This is a genomic window from Demequina sp., from assembly GCF_016278765.1.
Classification (GTDB): domain Bacteria; phylum Actinomycetota; class Actinomycetes; order Actinomycetales; family Demequinaceae; genus Demequina.
This window is the reverse complement of record NZ_JADQBE010000033.1, coordinates 23,921-41,518: the sequence shown is the minus strand read 5'-3', so window position 1 is coordinate 41,518 and position 17,598 is coordinate 23,921. Positions and strand designations below refer to the sequence as shown.

The 17,598-nt window shown below is 64.2% G+C and carries 17 protein-coding genes and 1 pseudogene; 11 read left to right on the top strand and 7 right to left on the bottom strand.

Annotated elements, in window-relative coordinates:
• Positions 1-269: 269 nt before the first annotated feature.
• The 4 genes from QZZ29_RS06915 to QZZ29_RS12775 all read right to left on the bottom strand — a co-directional run bounded on the left by QZZ29_RS06915 (position 270) and on the right by QZZ29_RS12775 (position 5,763).
• The gene (locus tag QZZ29_RS06915; RefSeq protein WP_291382260.1) at positions 270-974 is read right to left on the bottom strand and encodes a PASTA domain-containing protein; all 705 of its coding nucleotides are present in this window, start codon (positions 972-974) and stop codon (positions 270-272) included.
• 251 nt (positions 975-1,225) lie between these two features.
• A complete protein-coding gene (locus QZZ29_RS06910) occupies positions 1,226-2,452 on the bottom strand; it encodes a restriction endonuclease (protein WP_291382259.1) in 1,227 nt (408 codons plus the stop codon).
• Positions 2,449-5,358, bottom strand: coding sequence for an AAA family ATPase (locus tag QZZ29_RS06905; protein ID WP_291382258.1), 2,910 nt, complete (start codon positions 5,356-5,358; stop codon positions 2,449-2,451). Before QZZ29_RS06905 ends, QZZ29_RS06910 begins: the two co-directional genes overlap by 4 nt.
• A gap of 168 nt (positions 5,359-5,526) precedes the next feature.
• Positions 5,527-5,763, bottom strand: coding sequence for an OST-HTH/LOTUS domain-containing protein (locus QZZ29_RS12775; RefSeq protein WP_366479200.1), 237 nt, complete (start codon positions 5,761-5,763; stop codon positions 5,527-5,529).
• Positions 5,764-5,796: 33 nt separating this feature from the next.
• On the opposite strand from QZZ29_RS12775, the gene QZZ29_RS06900 reads away from it, so the two are divergent.
• The 4 genes and pseudogenes from QZZ29_RS06900 to QZZ29_RS06885 form a co-directional block, all read left to right on the top strand.
• Positions 5,797-6,174: a PH domain-containing protein gene (locus QZZ29_RS06900; RefSeq protein ID WP_291382257.1), complete on the top strand. Its 378-nt coding sequence runs from the start codon at positions 5,797-5,799 to the stop codon at positions 6,172-6,174.
• A 103-nt stretch (positions 6,175-6,277) separates the two neighbouring features.
• Entirely contained in the window at positions 6,278-6,475 is a 198-nt protein-coding gene (locus QZZ29_RS06895; protein WP_291382256.1) for a hypothetical protein, read from the top strand.
• A complete protein-coding gene (locus tag QZZ29_RS06890; RefSeq protein WP_291382255.1) occupies positions 6,472-7,551 on the top strand; it encodes an ImmA/IrrE family metallo-endopeptidase in 1,080 nt (359 codons plus the stop codon). Before QZZ29_RS06895 ends, QZZ29_RS06890 begins: the two co-directional genes overlap by 4 nt.
• Positions 7,552-7,654: 103 nt before the next feature.
• Positions 7,655-7,954: pseudogene (locus QZZ29_RS06885) on the top strand (RtcB family protein); the annotation flags it as partial.
• An 87-nt stretch (positions 7,955-8,041) separates the two neighbouring features.
• Here QZZ29_RS06885 and QZZ29_RS06880 read toward each other — a convergent pair.
• Positions 8,042-8,182: a hypothetical protein gene (locus tag QZZ29_RS06880; protein ID WP_291382254.1), complete on the bottom strand. Its 141-nt coding sequence runs from the start codon at positions 8,180-8,182 to the stop codon at positions 8,042-8,044.
• Between the two features lie 338 nt (positions 8,183-8,520).
• Here QZZ29_RS06880 and QZZ29_RS06875 point away from each other — a divergent pair, with 338 nt between their 5' ends.
• From QZZ29_RS06875 to QZZ29_RS06850, 6 genes are all read left to right on the top strand, one after another.
• A complete protein-coding gene (locus QZZ29_RS06875; protein WP_291382253.1) occupies positions 8,521-8,853 on the top strand; it encodes a ribbon-helix-helix protein, CopG family in 333 nt (110 codons plus the stop codon).
• A gap of 359 nt (positions 8,854-9,212) precedes the next feature.
• Positions 9,213-10,268, top strand: a complete 1,056-nt coding sequence (locus QZZ29_RS06870) for a LacI family DNA-binding transcriptional regulator (protein WP_291382252.1) — start codon at positions 9,213-9,215, stop codon at positions 10,266-10,268.
• A gap of 64 nt (positions 10,269-10,332) precedes the next feature.
• Positions 10,333-11,949, top strand: coding sequence for an FAD-dependent oxidoreductase (locus tag QZZ29_RS06865; RefSeq protein ID WP_291382251.1), 1,617 nt, complete (start codon positions 10,333-10,335; stop codon positions 11,947-11,949).
• A 62-nt stretch (positions 11,950-12,011) separates the two neighbouring features.
• The gene (locus QZZ29_RS06860; RefSeq protein ID WP_291382250.1) at positions 12,012-13,325 is read left to right on the top strand and encodes an extracellular solute-binding protein; all 1,314 of its coding nucleotides are present in this window, start codon (positions 12,012-12,014) and stop codon (positions 13,323-13,325) included.
• 3 nt (positions 13,326-13,328) lie between these two features.
• Positions 13,329-14,255, top strand: a complete 927-nt coding sequence (locus QZZ29_RS06855; protein ID WP_291382249.1) for a sugar ABC transporter permease — start codon at positions 13,329-13,331, stop codon at positions 14,253-14,255.
• Positions 14,245-15,171, top strand: a complete 927-nt coding sequence (locus QZZ29_RS06850; RefSeq protein WP_291382248.1) for a carbohydrate ABC transporter permease — start codon at positions 14,245-14,247, stop codon at positions 15,169-15,171. The genes QZZ29_RS06855 and QZZ29_RS06850 overlap by 11 nt, the downstream gene beginning before the upstream one ends.
• A 210-nt stretch (positions 15,172-15,381) precedes the next feature.
• Here the strand turns inward: QZZ29_RS06850 and QZZ29_RS06845 are convergent, their stop codons facing one another.
• Complete coding sequence (locus QZZ29_RS06845; RefSeq protein ID WP_291382247.1) at positions 15,382-16,182, bottom strand: NYN domain-containing protein; 801 nt, start codon at positions 16,180-16,182, stop codon at positions 15,382-15,384.
• A 98-nt stretch (positions 16,183-16,280) separates the two neighbouring features.
• Between QZZ29_RS06845 and QZZ29_RS06840 the strand changes: the two genes are divergently transcribed.
• Complete coding sequence (locus tag QZZ29_RS06840; protein ID WP_291382246.1) at positions 16,281-17,159, top strand: hypothetical protein; 879 nt, start codon at positions 16,281-16,283, stop codon at positions 17,157-17,159.
• Here the strand turns inward: QZZ29_RS06840 and QZZ29_RS06835 are convergent.
• Complete coding sequence (locus QZZ29_RS06835; RefSeq protein WP_291382245.1) at positions 17,152-17,589, bottom strand: DUF488 domain-containing protein; 438 nt, start codon at positions 17,587-17,589, stop codon at positions 17,152-17,154. The two genes, QZZ29_RS06840 and QZZ29_RS06835, sit on opposite strands and share 8 nt — an antisense overlap.
• Between the last annotated feature and the right edge of the window lie 9 nt (positions 17,590-17,598).

The window sequence follows — 17,598 nt, the reverse complement described above, 5'->3', positions numbered from 1 at the left end:
CTCATGTGCCCAGCATCAAGCCAAAACCCCGCTCAACATTGGAGACACGCCCTAGCTCAGCGGCGCATTTCCCGCACGAAGATCCAGATCAGCCAGAGCCCCCCGGTGATGAGCACCAGGATGACATCGAAGGCAAAGCTGAGGAGACCGTACTTCTTGCGCGCCATACTTGAGCCTTTCGTGAGATCCGGTGATGCCGTTCAATAAACGGGGAGCACTTCGATCCTAACGACACCTCGCGTGACGTCTCGCGGTGCGGTCGGCTTGCGTCAGCCAGCGATCTCAGGCTTCCACTTCTCAGACTCGGAATCCCCGGCGATCCACCAATCGATGCCAAAGGCGTTGGCGGAATCGCTCAGTTCTCCAGTGTCGGAGTCGTATCCCCCTTGGTACCAAGCAACCCAGTCCGACAGCAGTTTCGGATCGATCACATCATTGAAGTACGCCATGTCGTGTGAACTGGTGAAATCGGCGATGGTGGTGTTCGACCTTGCGGCTGCGATCTCGGCATCGGTAACCACTTGCACGATGACCGAGGCAGTGCCCGCCTGGCGCGCAACGTCGGCAATGATCAACTTGACCTGATCCTTGTAAGCGTTCGTCGAGTAGTCGAGCTTGTCGGTGAGAACCCAGTACTGGTCCAATACGGAGAAGCCAGCATCTTCGTCGACGGTGATGATCTCGTATCCCGGACCTTCGTAAACGTACGGCGCAGCTTCCGGTGTGGGCGAGGGCTCCACTGAGGGAACGTCGTCTCCGGCCTCCGCTTCGTCACCGCAGGTGCGGTCGACTGTGAGTTCAGGAGTTCCCGTCACGGTCGCTCCCGCCGCTGGCGACTGGTCGCACACCTGCCAATTCGACTCGACGACAATGCCAAAGAGGCCGCCTCCGAGGACTTCGACATCACCCGTGAAGCCTGCGTCGTTGATGTCGCTCTTCGCGACGTCGAGCGCCTTTCCGGCTACATCGGGCATGACGATATCTGTTCCTGACCCGCAACCCGCGAGAGAAAAGAGCAGCAAGCAAGCGGCAGCGAAGCGAGTTGTTCGCATGTTTGAACCCCCAGGTGTCGACTCAAGACCGGGTCGAGCGTAGCGCTCAGGAAACGGCGCCCTGGGGGACCTTTGCCGCTCGACGTGTGCGCCGGGCCAACCCACCCGTGCTCATGGCGCCCATCGTGACATGGCAGTCCAGCTTCAGTTTGAGCATCGTCGCGTTTTGCTCGCTACGTGCGAATAGCTACTCGCCCTGTGCTCGAGGCTGAACCGGCCATCGCGCTAGCAAGCTCGTCTACCTGCGCCAAGATCGCGCGCGGTTCGACCGACAGATCAATGGGCCATTCCACGATCTCGATGCCTGTGTTCACGATCCTTCGCACACCGGGTCCTCGGTCACCGCGCGCGTAGATCAGCCAGCCCCGTTCGAGGCCTAGGGCCGTGCAGTACGCGAGCATCTGATACTTGTCGGCGTTCGGGTACTTCCCGCTGGCGCTCTCGGCTTTGTACTTCGCGTCGGCGACGACCACGGGCACACCTCGCATGAGGTGAACGATGTCAACGTCCATGTGCACCGCCGGCAGTGAACTTGGTCGGACATCAAGGTTGACGGGATACTGCTCCCTGGTCTCGCCTCGAGTTGACGACAGGGCGGTACGCAAGGCGGTGCCCACGAAGTCCTCAAACACCTTCCACATCGGCACCACGAACGCAGCCATCTCGACGTCACCCGCGGTGGTGGATGCGGACTGGTGCCGGAGGACGATTTCAGAGAGTCGGAGCGCATTGTGGTAGCGCAGGTTGAGGCGAGTCGGCACCCATTGGGGGAGCGGACGGCCGTGCTCGATGACTCGGACGCCATCAAGTTGCGCATCGACGATGGAGAGTTCGGTTCGCACCCGTTCCCCGACCTGGGGAAGCCGCGCCATCAGGCGTACCGCGCTGCGCAGGATCTGGTTCTCGGGCACGTCCGGGCTGTAGTCGTCGTACGTCACCTCAAGCGGGACTAGCAGGCCCGGTCGTCGGGTGATCTGATCTCCAATGCGAATGCGGCCTCGCACGGTGCGTGCGGCCTCATCCACGGAGACATACGCGTGGTGGACGCCTCGAGCGATCGCGCGGCGTGCTTGCCGGGCGAGGCTCTCGGCGAGGGCTGAGAGTAGGTGCTCATCCGTGGTCCCGCCTATGTCATCAAGCCTGAAGCCCGGGTCACGGGTGTATCCGAGCAGGAAGAGGAGTTGAGCCACACCGACCTTGTCTTTGGGGCGGACTTCGATTTGGAGATCACCGAGGCGTACGGCACCCACGTTGCCTCGCGGCAGCACCTCGTAACCTCCGCCCACCCGAGGTCGGAATTCCACCAGTTCGGTGGACTCGAGGCTGGCGACGGCATCTTGGGATAGGTGAACTACAGGACCGTGCGAATCGAGTTCGTCGAGCACGATCGAATGCGTCATGCGAGCTCGTCTTCTCCTGGATTCTCGCCAGTACTCGCGACGGCTTCTGCTACCGGGTATGACGCATCGATCAGCTCTCGAATCGCGTCGAGCCCAAACTCGGCCGTCACGACGGCCGCGTCCTTCGAACCGTAGAAGTGTTCGACGAGCAACGGAAGGATGTCGTAGTCCCAGATCTGGGCGAGACCGGTTTCGGTAGCTGCCTCGTCGCGCATGAAGTAAGAGGGGCCGACGCGCAGGTCGCGGACGTCGATGCTCAAGTTGAGCGCCTTCAGAAGGCGAGCCCTCTCGTCGGGAAAGCCCTTCTTCTTGAGAAAAGCCGAGAGCACGCCCTCGACCGGAGATGAGTCCGGGTGCAACTCAATGAACGGGAAGCGGCGCCGAATTGCAGCGTCGACGAGTCCGACGGATCGGTCGGTGGTGTTCATCGTGCCGATGATGAACACGTTCGGCGGGAGCGCGAACCTCTTCTCGGGGCTGTACTGGAGGGCGACGGCTTGGTCGCGATACTCGAGTAGGAAATACAACTCGCCAAAGACTTTGGCCAAGTTGCCGCGATTCATCTCATCGACAATGAGGAAGTACGGCCGTGAAAGATTCTCGGGCTTGCTTGCCTCGTCCGCCAAGAGTCGCAGTGGTCCCTTGGTCAACTTGAAACTCGCTTGGCCTCCATCGGTTACCGAGGGTCGGTAGCCCTCGAAGAAGTCCTCGTAGGCGTACGACGGGTGGAACTGCACGAGCGACATGGCATCGGTTCGCTTCCCTCCAGAGAGGTGCCGTGCGAGCCGCCTCGCAAGGTAGGTCTTCCCGGTTCCAGGCGGACCGTAGAACACCATCTGCTTTCGGGTCTTGAGGGCGTCGACGAAGCGTTGGACTTCCGACATCGGCATGTGAATGTCGCCGCAGAATTCGGGGGTGAGCGGTGCGAACATCTCGCCGTCGATCGGCTCTTTACCCGGCTCATCGCCGGGGTCGATCAGGCTGTCTATCGCGGCGATGACCGTCGTCAGCTCAATGACCACCCCGGGAGACTCGAGGGCGGCCTGGACTTGGGGTGGTGCCGCATCGAGTTCAATGAGACCAGGAAACCAGGCGACTTGGATCGCTAGCTCACCTGCAGAGTCCGTCTGGGGCGCAAGCGCGCCAAGCGACTCGCCAACGTGCAGGCTGCCGTCCACAGCGGTCACGAAAAGGTCGCCGGACTTGGCTCGTGACACAAAGGCGAACACTTCGCGCGCGCGGCGATCGCGAGCATCGGCGTCCATATCGAGGTGGGCGCCGCCGACGAGGTGCGTGACGGTGTCGAGGCTGGCGCCAGCGATTTCAGGAGTCACCTCAGGGGCCAACAGGCTCACCTCTTGCTCTTCCACCCAACGGTCCCAGGTCGCTTCACGATCCGCCGCGAGATTGACGAACCAAGCGCGCCGAGTCTTGTCGTTCTGCCACTGCTCGCCATAGGGGCTCTGGTAGAAACTCATGAGCGATCCCGAACGGTCTTCGAGCACCTCTCTGATGTCATAAATGTCACGAGAGATCGCGATGTCGGAGTCGCCTGAGGCGCCGCCGATCTCGTCGGCAAACGCGTCGCGAATCTTGCGCCGGTGGTCGGGGGAGACGATGTCCATGAACACGTTCGGCCACGCGTAATAGGCAAACACGTAGCGCATCGCAGGGATGTCGGGATCAAGACCCTCAAGCACTCGCGCAAACTCCCACGGGTTGGTGAGAGCAGAGGTTCGTGCCGACTCCGTGAGGGTGTCCCACTTGCCGACGAATTCGCAAAACCACAACATGTGGCGCCAGCGTTGTGCGCTGTACCCCTGACCGCCGTTGAAGGCACCACCTGCCTCTGCGGCGCTGCGGAGTTCCTCTGGAATCTCCCACGCTTCGCCGGACCAGTCGCGGATTTGTTCAACGCGCTCGAGCTTCGTATCTCCTCGCACGTTTACTAGCGGTAGCAAGTTCAGGTAGATGAAGTCCGCTGCAAGCCGATACACGGGTGCCGGAGCGCCGTCTAGCTGACGATGCAGCTTTTCCATATACGTGCCCGCGCCCGCCAGATCCTCGTCGGAGCACCTGCGACCGAGCTCGGCGGCGGTTTCCTGGGTCCACGCGCTCGGCGTTTGAGAAAGCGGCGATGGCTCGGACTTGAGACCCGCCAAGAGCACGCGCCAGCCACCGTCTTCGACAATCGGCTGTTGATGATTGCGTCGCTTGACGGACGCGGTGCCGCCGCCCACGACCCCCGTCCGCCACTCATCGAGATCGAGCGCTAGGGCACGATCTGGCACGGACTTTGCCCCGTAGTGCATGAGAGCCCAGAAATAGCCCTGGGCGTCGAGCCGGTCACGCACTTGCAGGCCAGCGGCTCGTAACCGCATTCCGAGTTCGTCCATGAGCCTTACAAACTGATCCCATCGGTCAGCGACGCTGTAGTCGTCCGCAGGCTCCTCGCCAACGAGGCGCGCAAACTTCTTGACTACTTCGCTGCGGTAGGGCGCAAACTCGCGCGATTCATCGGCGAAGAGCAGTACTGAACCAGTTGTGAGTGCGGCGCCAATATAGATCTTGGGATCCCGGCCGTTGAGGTACTGATGCCACGCGACCTGAGCGGCAGTCTTGTCCGTTTGGTTCCACAAGTTAAGGAGCGCGCTGCGAGCGCCTTCACGATCACTCTGCACGACTTCCGAGACTTTCATGATCGTCGTGAAGTGGATCAGATTCCCACGAAGGGCCCGGACGAGAGCCTGGGGCCACTCGGGATCGTCTGACTCGACACTCGAGCGCACCGCCCGCATGCGTTCAGAAATCTCTACCTTGTAGTCGCGCTCATGCTCGTCGAAGTCGACTACCTTTGATAACCGCTCTGCAAGCGCAACGACTTCGCGCCAATCCGATTCAGCCACGATGCTCCAATCCCCCGGGGTCCTCTCACCCTAGTGCGCACAGCGCAGGCGCTTCTGGTGCCGTGAGCCCTCGACACGATGGTGATCGACATTCCGTTGGATCTGCCCGCACAAGCTATCTGGTTCTAGCGTGAGCTGGCGAAGCCCTCATCTCCGCTACTTGCGCGGCTAGCTCCGCACCACAGAGACCTTGGGCTTGCCGTCTCCCGGCGAGCGTGACTGCACGTCGTAGCCAGGGTGCGCCTTGAGCAGTTCTGTGAGCTTGGATAATCCCCGCGAGCGGGTGTCAAAGTCGGACGCAAGCCGCGACAAGTTGGACCCGGCTGCTCCCAGGTGAGCCAGCCGTCGTCGTCCGGCAGAAAGCGAAGTCGGTAGGTCGCGATACGTTCTACTCAGCGCCGACACGCCGTCGGCGTTGCCACGACTGAGGGGGATCCCATGATCGATTTTCAGAACGCATCCTTTGTGAAGCTCCGTCGAGTCGACGACTCCGAGGCTGACTCCAAGCTTGCGCACCTGCTGCTTGACGGCGAGACGATGATGATGAGTTTCCGAGGCATGCGCGACATGGTGGTGTTCACGTCCAAGCGGATCATTGCGCTCAACGTGCAGGGCATGACCGGCAAGAAGAAGGACTACACGTCGTTGCCGTACAACAAGGTGCAGGCGTGGTCAGTGGAGACGGCGGGCACCTTCGATCTCGACGCGGAACTGGAACTGTGGTTTTCCGGACTTGGCAAAGTGCGCTTCGAGTTTGCGGGCAACGTGGACGTGGCGTACCTGTCAAAGTTGATCGGGCACTTTGTGCTGAACTAGCGCGCACTCGAGGGGCACTCGCTCGGACCTCCAACCTTCTGATCCGGAGTCGCCAACAAGCTCACGTCTTTACCGATCCGGTAAACGCTAGTATCGTGGACCGATGGAGGTGGATTATGAGAGTCCGCGTTTTGAAACGCTCCTTCACAACGAGCGAGCCCTGAAGAAGGCTTACGGAGCCGAGGTCGTCAAGAAGCTGGCGATCCGAATCACCACCATCCGCGAGTCCAAGAACCTCGCAGAGTCGCACTTCCAGGCCGGGCGGACCCACCCGCTCACCGGACTGAGGTACACACCATGACCACGACACACCCGCCCGGCCACCTTGTCGCCTCTCCAGGCGCCGTCCTGGAGGAGTGGCTCGACGAACGGCGCATGTCGCAGCGCGAGCTTGCCGACCGCACCTCCAAGTCCGAGAAGTTCATCAGCCAACTCATCAACGCCAAGGCGTCGCTCACCGCCGACACAGCCCATGACCTAGAACTCGTCACCGGCGTCAGCGCGGACACCTGGCTGCGGATGGAGGGCTCGTACCGAGCCATGCTGAGGCGACGCGAAGCCATCGAGGCGGCGGGCGCCTCCGATTCCCCCGTCGAGGCGTCATTACTGAAGTTCCTTCGCGATGCGGGGCTTGTGACTGCGCCGGCGCGAGCAAAGGGCGAACAGCTCGTTCAGGTGTTCGGCCTGCTCGGCGTGAGCTCGACCGACGGCTTGGACAGGTTGACGCGGCGGCATGCGGCAGCATTCCGGGTATCGGCCTCGTTCACGCCCCACCCCGTCGCCACCGAGGTGATGATCGCGCTGGCTCAACGCCAAAGCTCCCTGATCACCACAGAGGCATTCGCACCGGACGTGGTGCAGGCGACACTTCCGGCGCTGAGGGCGCTCACCCGCAACCAGCCCGCCGAGGGCGCGCGAGAGGCGCGCGCCTTGCTCGCATCGGCCGGGGTCGCGCTGGTGTTTCTTCCCAACGTCCCCAAGGCGCACTGCAATGGCGTGACGCTGTGGGGTCCCCATGGGCCCATCGTTGCGATCACGGACAGAGGCAGGCGCGAGGACATCTTCTGGTTCACGCTCTTCCACGAACTGTCGCACGTGCTCGACGGCCAGCGAGACGCGATCTATCTTGAGGGTCCCCGTGGCGGCGAGAAGTCCGAGGCAGAGCGCCGTGCCGACGAGTTCGCGACGGAAGTGCTCGTGCCGCGCGAGCAGGAGCACCTCTTGGCACACATCGAATCCTTCGACGATCTGGCTGTCGTGGCCCGGGAGTTGGGGCTCGGAACTGGAGTGATCATCGGGCAACTCCACCATCGCGGACTCAAGTTGCCTTCGTGGGGGCAGCGGCTCTTGGCGAACGTCGTTGTCGCTGGGGCGTAGGCGATCCACGACGCCCCCGGTAGGCACTCTGCAAGACCGAGACCGCCCTCACCTTTCCCGCAGCGATGAGCCGGCACTAGATCACTCTGGCCGACAGTGATGCCTGGTCCCTGGCTCGATGGGCACAGCGTCGTACGTGGTTCAGGGTCTCGGCAACGCCGTGGCGCTGAACTCCTCGCCGCACGGGGCCGGCCGGGTGTTCTCAAGGTCGGCCGCCAGGAAGCAGTTCAGCAGGGAGGACCTGCGGGCCTCCATGGTGGGCATCGAGTACGAGGACTCCGATGCGTTCATCGACGAGATTCCTGCCGCGTACAAGGACATCGATCAGGTGATGGCGGACGCCGCCGACCTGGTGGAGATCCGGCACACGCTCAGGCAGATCGTCAACGTAAAGGGGGACTGACGCTCTGAGTGGTCGCGCACGGGGCGCGGGCCTCGCCGAGAGGCGACGCGCCCGCCACGATCGAGTGCCACGTTGGCATTTCAGTCCCTACTTAAACGCTCCAGAATTGGCGTCGACCACCCACTCGTCGCCCGCATCGTCGCGTGTTGAGGCACTCTGAAGGTTTTCCACAGGGCCGAGCGCGAGCGTCGTGCCGGGCTCTAGCGTCGGCCCCGTGAGCAACAGCATCGGGCACAGGAGTCTATCGAATTGCGGTAGACACAATAAGGAAAGCGGGGGATACTGAGCCTTGTCGATCATGTGGGCCGCCAGTGCGGCCAAGCACGGTATCCCGCAGAACGAAGCGCTCTACGCGATCGCAAACGCGGAAATGTTCATCGAGTCTTTCGGACGTCCCCGAGTTGGCGATCAATCACCATCGCTCTTCATCGGTCCCAGTAGGTTCGGCACTCTCGAGGTGCTCACGATCATCACGCCGCCACGCGAGATCTGGATCTTTCATGTGATGGCACTGCGAGAGAGCACGGCAAGGGCGTCCGGATATGGCCGCTAGACGGGAGGACAGCATGACCGCGAGTCGCGAAGAGCAGGCGGCACGCTTCGCCGCGTCCCCAGAGGGCTGGGGCGAGGCCCAAGGTGTCCGCACCGCGGCGGACGCCGCAGCTCACGGACGCGCCGTGCTCGAGGCCGCAGGTGTGGACGTCGAGGCAGTCGAACGTCGCGTCGGCCGGCCGCGCATCGACGGCAAGGCGGGGCGCAAGGGCGAGCGCAGCGCGCGCCTCAACTTCGCCGTGACCGACGCCCAGGCCGCGCTCATCGACCGACTTGCTGGCAGTGGGCGGACCCGCAGCGACATTGTGCGCGAGGCGCTCGACGAGTACCTCTCCGCGCGGGCTTAAGCCAGAGTCAGCCCGCGCAACGCGAGACCGAAGGTCGCCGCGGGGCAGGAAGAAACCGGCTATCCCGTTCTCACAGGAAGAGGTCCCCTGGACCCCTTGTCACCGGCACTTTCGAGCATATGCCCAGTTCTGCTCAGGTGCATAGTGGGGCACCTCGAGTGTGGAGAGGACCTGTTCGAACGCGACTTGCGCTGACGAGTCCTCCCGCGCCGCGCGGCCACGATCCACGTGCACAGCAACGGCCTTTTCGCCCCTGGCTTGCTAATCCGCATGACTTGGGGTTATGATCCTGCTCATACGCATTAGCAAACGCGACCACTCTCCGGTCAACGGAGCGTGAGATAGACCGAAGGGCATCAATGACGATCTCCAAGGCCCCTGGCCCTCGCATGACTCAGCGCCGCATCGCCGAGCTCGTGGGCGTCAGCCAGGCAACCGTCTCGCTCGTGCTCAACGGCAAGGCGGACGAGGCGAGCCGCATCCCGGCCGCCACCCGCGACCGCGTACTCGAGGTGATCCGCGAGACCCGCTACGTGGCGGACCCCGCCGCCAGGCGTCTGGCCGGAGTGGGCAACAAGATCCTTGGCGTCTTCACCTACGAGTCGGCGTTCCCGACCGCGACCCAAGACTTCTACACCCCGCTCCTCACCGGCATCGAAGCAGCAGCGGAGGAGCTCGGTTGCGACCTGCTCCTCCTCACCAGCGCCCCCGTGATCGACGGCCGTCGACGTCTGCTTCACGAGCAGAACCGGCTGGGCCTCGTGGACGGTTGCCTCCTCCTCGGTCTCGAAATGGACACCGCGGAACTCGAGCAGTTGGTCGCGGAAGGCTTCCCCTTCGTGGCCATCGGTCGCCGCGAGGCCCAAGGCGTGCCCTACGTCGGCGCCGACTACGTGGGCGGCACCGCGGAACTGGTGCGGCGCGCGTACGCGCTGGGTCACCGGCGCTTCGCCTACGTGCACCTCACCAGCACAGGGGAGTCGATCCTTGACCGTCAGCGTGGGCTACACGAGGAGATCGCCGCGCTGGGGGACGCGACAGTGCTGATGCGCCCCTCCGACGGCACCGACTCCTCGGCGGACTGGCGCGCGGTCCGCGACTCGGGCGCCACCGTGCTCATCGCCGAGACGGTCCGCATCGCCGATGACCTGCTCGACCACGCGAAGGCGGACGGCGTCGACGTGCCGAGCGACCTGTCGGTGATCGCGCTCGGAGACGTTACCACCGCATCGCGTCAAGACGTTGACCTCACTCGCCTCGTGCCGCCGCGCACGCTGCTCGCCTCAGAGGCGACGCTGCTGCTCGCCCGCATCCTCGACCCCTCGCACGAGGTATCGCCAGAAGAGGCCCGAACCCTGCTCGATTGCGCCATCGTCGACGGCGCTACCCTCGCCCCCCTGCGAGCCACGCCATGACGGGCCCAGCCATGACGGGCCAAGCCATGACACGCCTACCCACAGAAAGCGAGACCACACAGTGATGCAGACGCAGAGGCGCACCCAGGTGCTTGTGGTTGGTGGAGGGCTCGGCGGCGTGGCCGCAGCGCTCGGCGCTGTCCGCCACGGTGCCCAGGTCATCCTGACAGAGGAGTTCGCGTGGCTCGGCGGCCAGTCGACGTCGCAGGCCGTCCCACCCGACGAGCACCCTTGGATCGAAGAGATCGGCTGCACGGCGAGCTACCGCGCGTACCGCGACGGCATTCGCGACTACTACCGCCGCTACTTCCCGCTCACGGACGAGGCCAAGGCGAGGCCAGACCTCAACCCCGGTGCCGGGTGGGTCAGCAAGTTGTGCCACGAGCCGCGCGTTGCGGTCGCCGTGATCGAGGCGATGCTCGCCCCGTACCGTAGTTCGGGCCGCCTTCCGGTGTTGCAGCCGGTGCGCCCCGTCGCGTGCGAGACAGACGGTGATCGGATCACCGCAGTGTTGCTGCGCTCGGTCGACGGCACCACAGAGACCATGGTGCACGCGGACGTCGTGATCGACGCGACCGAGACCGGCGAGCTGCTGCCGCTCGCGGGCGTCGAGTACGTGACGGGTTTCGAGTCCCGGGCCGAGACGGGGGAGCCCAGCGCGCCCGACCAGGCGCAGCCCGACAACATCCAGGCACTGTCGATTTGCTTCGCGATCGAGCACGCGGACGGCGACCACACCATCGACCGGCCCGAGCAGTACGACCACTGGCGCTCGGTGCGGCCGGATTTCTGGGGCGGGCCGCTGCTCGGTTGGGCGGCGCCGCACCCGCGCACGCTCGAGATCACCACCCGCACCTTCGAGCCCAACCCAGGCGACGACGTGCAGGCTGTGTTCGCCGACCAGAGCCAAAACCCGGGTGACGGCAACCTGTGGACGTTCCGGCGCATCGTCGCCCGCGACTTGTTTGTCCCCGGCGCCTACAGCAGTGACATCACGCTGGTGAACTGGCCGAGCATCGACTACTTCGAGGGCCCCGTGCTCGACGTCGACGAGCAGACGGCCGCCAGCCGCCTCGCCGACGCCCGCCAGCTCAGCCTCTCGATGCTGTACTGGCTGCAGACCGAAGCCCCCCGCCCGGACGGCGGCCACGGCTGGCCGGGCCTGCGCCTCGTGCCAGAGGTGATGGGAACGGCCGACGGGTTGGCTCAGGCCCCCTACCACCGCGAGGGCAGGCGCATCAAGGCGCTCCAGACGGTCGTCGAGCAAGACGTCTCCCTGGCCATACGGGGAGAAGCCGGGGCGAGGCGCTACGAGGACAGCGTCGGCGTCGGGATGTACCGGATCGACCTGCACCCGAGCACGGGCGGCGACAACTACATCGACGTGGGAGCGGAGCCGTTCGAGATTCCGCTCGGAGCCCTCATCCCGCGGCGCGTCCGCAACCTGCTTGCGGGTGCCAAGAACATCGGCACCACCCACATCACCAACGGTTGCTACCGGCTGCACCCCGTCGAGTGGAACATCGGCGAAGTCGCCGGCGTGCTCGCGGCCACCTGCCTTGAACTCGGACTCGACCCGCAAGAGATCCACGCCAATCCCAGCCACGTCACGCAGCTCCAAGCGGCGCTCGTCGCCGACGGCGTCGAACTTCACTGGCCCGACACCGTCCACGGTTACTGACCGCCTGGCGGCACGGCCCACCCGACTTCCACTTCCGACACACCACCACCAAGGAGAGAACAATGATCCACCGTCGTACCACTGTCAGCATCCTTGCCGCAGTCGCGCTGAGCACCAGCCTGGTTGCGTGCTCCGCAGGCTCCGATCCTGATCCATCCGCGACCAGTACAGGAGCCGCTCCACCGGCCGCGCCCGTGAACCTGACGATGACCGTCTGGACGGCCAACGAAGACCAACTCGCGCTCTTTGACGAGATCGCGCAGGGATACATCGCGGAGAACCCCGACAAAGTGGCCAGCGTCGACTTCGAGGTGATCCCGTTCGCGGACTACACCACCACGCTGACCACTCAACTGGCTGGTGGCTCCCCACCTGACCTCGCCTGGATTCTTGAGAGCAACGCTCCCGAGTTTGTGCAAAGCGGCGCCCTGACGGACCTGCGCGGCACGCTCGAGGGGACACCGGGCTATGAGGTAGACGACCTGGTCAGCAGCGCGCTCAGCCTGTGGGAGGACGGCGACAGCTTGTACGCATACCCGTTCTCGAGTTCGCCCTTCGCGATGTTCGTCAACACCGACCGCATCGCCGCGGCCGGGACGGCGAACCCTGCCAACCTTGTCAACCAGGGCGAATGGACGTATGACGCCGCGCGCGACATCTCCGCGGCCTCCGTTGCGAAGCTCGGCGGAGCGGGCCTCGTGGTGCGCGACTTCGAATACACCGTGTGGGAGAACCTCGCGACCGTGTGGGGCGGCTGGGGAGCCTCACCGTGGTCGGAGGACGGCACCACGTGCACCTTCACAGAGCCGGAGATGGTCGACGCGATGACGTGGATCCACGAAGCGATCTTCGCTGACAGTGCCATCCCTGGACCGGGAACGTCGGCCGACTTCTTTGCCGGTGAGACGACGATGACCGTCACGCAGATCTCCCGTGCATCGGCACTCGATGGCAGCTTCGAGTGGGACCTCCTCCCGCTTCCCGAAGGCCCAGAAGGCAGGCAGAACGTGATCGGGCAGGCAGGTATTGGCGTGTTCGCTCAAGGCGCCAACCCGCAGATCGCCGCTGACTTCCTCGCCTACTTCACCAACCCGACCAACGCCGAGCGCCTGGCGACGTACTTCCCGCCGCCGCGTGAGTCTCTGCTGACGGCAGAGGTGCTTGCTCAGGCCAACCCGCTGCTCTCAGAGGAGCAACTGCAAGCCGTGGTTGTCGACGGTATCCAAGGTGCGAAGACCAAGCCGTCGCACCAGAACTTTGCCCAGTTGCAAGACACGGTGCGCGCAGAGCTCGACGCCATGTGGCAGCCCGACGCCGACGTCGAGTCAGTGCTAGCCGACGTGTGCACGGCGATCGACCCGCTGCTCCAGGGCTGAGGAATGCCCTCAACCATCACCAGCCTCCGGGTGGGCCGGCCGACGCGCCGGTCCACCTGGAGGCGACGGGACAACGCCGTCGGCTACCTCTTTGTCGCTCCACAGGTGCTTGGCACTCTCGCGTTTGTTGTTGCCCCGCTCGTGATGGTGGTCTGGTACAGCCTGCACGAGTGGAACGTCCTGGCGAATACCTTCACCTTTGAAGGGGCAGGCAACTACGAGCGCATGCTTGAGGACCCCGGCCTGCGCAACTCGCTGGTGGTCTCCGGCTGGTTCTCGCTCGGACTGGTCGTCCTCAACATCTCGCTGGCGATGGTGCTCGCGTTGCTCCTTAACCAAAAGTTGCGGGGAACCACGGCGTTCAGGGTGATGTTCTTCTCGCCCGTCGTGGTCTCCCTCGTGGCATGGACGATCGTCTGGGGCTTCCTGCTCCAGGCCGACGGTGGCATCAACGGTTTCCTTTCCACCCTGGGCATCGAGGGACCCAACTGGTTGCGCAACGGCAACACCGCGATGATCTCCGTGATCGTCGTCCAAGTCTTCAAGAACGTCGGCCTGAACATGATCCTGTTCCTCGCAGCCCTGCAGGGTGTGCCCACCGAGATCCAGGAGGCGGCACAACTGGACGGAGCGAACGCCTGGCGACGGTTCTGGGCGGTCATCGTTCCGCTGGTCAGCCCGACCATCCTGCTGGTGTCCATCATCACTGTTGTCGGATCGCTTGAGGTGTTCGCCCAGATCGACGTGCTGACCCAAGGCGGGCCAGGGCACTCCACCACGGTGCTCGTCTACTACCTCTACCAGCAGGCGTTCGAGTTCAACCAGTTCGGGTACGCCAGCGCCGTGTCCGTGCTGCTGTTCGTGATAGTCCTCACGCTCACGCTCATTCAGTGGCAGACAAGAAAGAGGTGGGTGTTCCATGAGTCCTGATAGCCAACTGGAGCGACAGGACGAGGCGGTGACTGAGCCCCGCGATCCCGGCGGCGCGAGCCACCACGGAAAGCGTCGGACCTCTGGCGAGCGGGCCATGCGGGCATCCTTGTGGATGCTGATGGCGCTCGCGGCGGTGCCGTTCGTGTTCCCGCTGTGGTGGATGGCGACGTCCAGCCTTAAGTCGACGAGCGAGATCCTGCGCATACCGCCGACGCTGCTTCCGGAGTCGCCGACGTTCACGCCCTACCGCGAGGTGTTCGAGCTCCAGCCGTTCGCCCAGCAGTACTGGAACAGCATCTACATCGCCGTGCTGGTCACCGCAGGCACCATCCTGCTGTCCTCGCTCGCGGGGTACGCCTTCGCCCGGATCAAGTTCCCCGGGGCGAACGCACTGTTTGTCTTGGTGCTGGCAGGAATGCTGATCCCTGCGGAGGTGACGATCGTGCCGCTGTTCCGGTTTGTCAACAACTTGGGGCTGATGGACACACACTGGCCGCTGATCATCGTGCCGATCTTTGGGGCACCCAGCGTCCTTGCGACGTTCATCATGCGACAGTTCTTTCTGGGGCTGCCCTATGAGCTTGAGGAGGCTGGTCGGATCGACGGCCTTGGCCGCGCGGGGCTGTTCTGGCGGATCGCCTTCCCGCTGGCTCGGCCGGCGATCGCCGCCGTCGCGATCTTCACGTTCCTCAAATCGTGGAACCTGTATCTCGAGCCGATCGTGTACCTGTCCAGCCGGGACAAGTTCACGATCCCTCAGGCCCTGACACAGTACGTCGACGCATACGGCGGGCCAATGTGGAACGTCCAACTCGCGGCGACCACGCTGACCGTCGTGCCAGTACTCATCGTCTTCATCGTCGCGCAGCGGCAGTTCGTGCAGGGACTTGCCCATACGGGGCTCAAGGGCTGATCGTGCTCGGCCCGGGCGAGTCTGATCGTCCGGGCTGCGCCGACCAGGGCCCCAAAGGACGTGGTCTCCCCGGGAGTCGGCCAGCCGTACATGGCCGTGTATGCCGTTCTTGGGCTGGAGCATCGGCGTCGCCAGCAGCAACTCCTAACTCACCGCGCACATTTGACAACGGGGACACGCGACTGCGGGAAGGGTCCTGTCTCGCCCACGCTACTTGCGCGGCTTGCTCCGCACCACGGAGACCTTGGGCTTGCCGTCTCCCGGCGAGCGCGACTGCACGTCGTAGCCGGGGTGCGCCTTGAGCAGGTCCGTCAGCTTGGCGAAACCCCACGATCGGGAGTCGAAGTCCGACGCGAGCCGCGATAGGTTCTGGCCAACCGAACTGAGATTCGCCCAGCCGTCGTCGTCGGCCGAGGTCTCTACCGCCTCGGACAAGAGCCTGTCCAACTTCGTGTCGCCCTTGAGCGCAGGCTTCGCCTTCGCTGCGGTGCCCTCGGGAGTCGCTGCGGGCTTCGCCTTCGTCGCCTTTGCCTCGGGAGCCGCGGCCGCCTTGGGCGCAGCCTCCGCGCCGCCCAGGTTCTCCACGTAGACGAACTTGGTGCACGCCGCCACAAAGGGCTTGGGTGTCTTCTTCTGACCGAAGCCGTAGGCCATCAGGCCCTGCTCGCGGATCCGCGCCGCCAGCCGGGTGAAGTCGCTGTCGCTCGACACCAGGCAGAAGCCGTCCACCGTGCCACCGTGGAGCAGGTCCATCGCGTCGATGATCAGCGCGCTATCGGTGGAATTCTTCCCGGTCGTATAGCCGAACTGCTGGATGGGCTGCACCGAGTGCGCGAGCAGTACCGGCTTCCACTTGGCCAACTGCGTCGACGTCCAGTCGCCATAAGCTCGGCGCACGGTCGCCGTGCCGTACTTGGCGATCTCGACCAGCAGGCGCTCAAGATGCTGGGCGCTCGCGTTGTCGGCGTCGATCAGGACTGCGAGTCGGGCCTCGTCCGTAGGTTTTGCCATGGATCCACTGTGCCACCTAGCCAACCTGAGCGGGCGTTTTTGCGCTGCGTTGTCCACAATGCCCCGCGCAGCGGCAGTCGCGGGAGTACCGTCTGGGCATGGGGGATTGGGACCGGGCACAGGTGGTTGAGCGGGCACCGCACCTCGCGGCCCATGGGCATGAAGACGTCGCGACGGTGCTCGTCACCGTGAAGGCGTACCCGGCTATTGGCAAGCAGACCGGTGAGGCAGTCTGCGTTGCGGGCGTGCGTCTTGATCGAGAAAAGCCAGAGTGGATTCGTCTATTTCCAGTCGGGTTCAGGGCTCTTCCAGCCGACAAGCAGTTTAAGAAGTACCAGGTGCTGAAACTCAAGGTGCTGCCTGCCGCAAGCGACCGGCGCCCGGAGAGTCCCAAGCCAGATCTGAGTTCGATGCGCGTCGGAGACGTCATCCCGTCCGCTTCGGGTTGGGCGCATCGCCAAGCACTCATGGAGCCCCTCATCGGTGCGACCACCACGTGCGAGTTGCTTGCGGGTGTCCGAGCGGACGCGGGGGCGGCGCCCTCGCTGGGGCTGATCAAGCCGCGCGTCAGCGACCTGACGGTGACCGTGAATCCCGCCTACAAGGCGGTCGATGCCGGGACCGTCACGACTGACCTCTTTGGGCATGAAACGGACCTGCTCGAGGAATCTCCGGTGATCGCGAAGTTCAGGTACCACTGCGAGTCTCGCGACTGCGGCGGCCATCAGCAAAGCCTCATTGACTGGGAGTCAGGCCAGCTCGCGCGACGCAATCGGACTCGCGGAGCGGCCGAGATGCTCCGGCTCCACCGAGAGCGGTTCCTCGACCAGCTGTGTGCACCGGATCGCGATACCCATTTCTATGTGGGCAACATGCACCAGCACCCCCGGGATTTCTTGGTGCTGGGCCTGTGGAGTCCCCCAGCAGACGTCGCCGGACAGGCGACGTCTGCTGGGGCTCTAAGACTGCCTAGATAGTTGCCCTTGCTTGAAGCAGGGCGCGCTGGACTTCGGCGCGGTGGCACTGACTGGTTTCGGCCTCGAAGCACAGGAGTACCACTCCATCGCGGGCGCCGAGTTCCGTGAGTCGGTCTAGGGCCGCGGCGGCCACGTCAGTGGCAAGGACTTCGGTGCGGTAGCGCTCGCGCGCCACGTCGCCAGCGACTCCCTCAACGTCGGCGAATCCGGCCCTGTTGTCCTTGGGGTTCCCCAACTCCGGCAGGTGAAGATACTGAAGTCCATGCTCGGCCAATGCCGCGGCAAGCGCGCGCTTGGAGAATCCGGGTTTGCGTGACAGGGGGTTGAGTCGGACGTCGACTACCCACTCGGCTCCCATCGCCCGCGTGAACTCCACAAGGTCCGCGACCGTGCGTCCCTCGTAGCCCCAGCCTGCGATGCCGCTCGCCATGTCACGTCC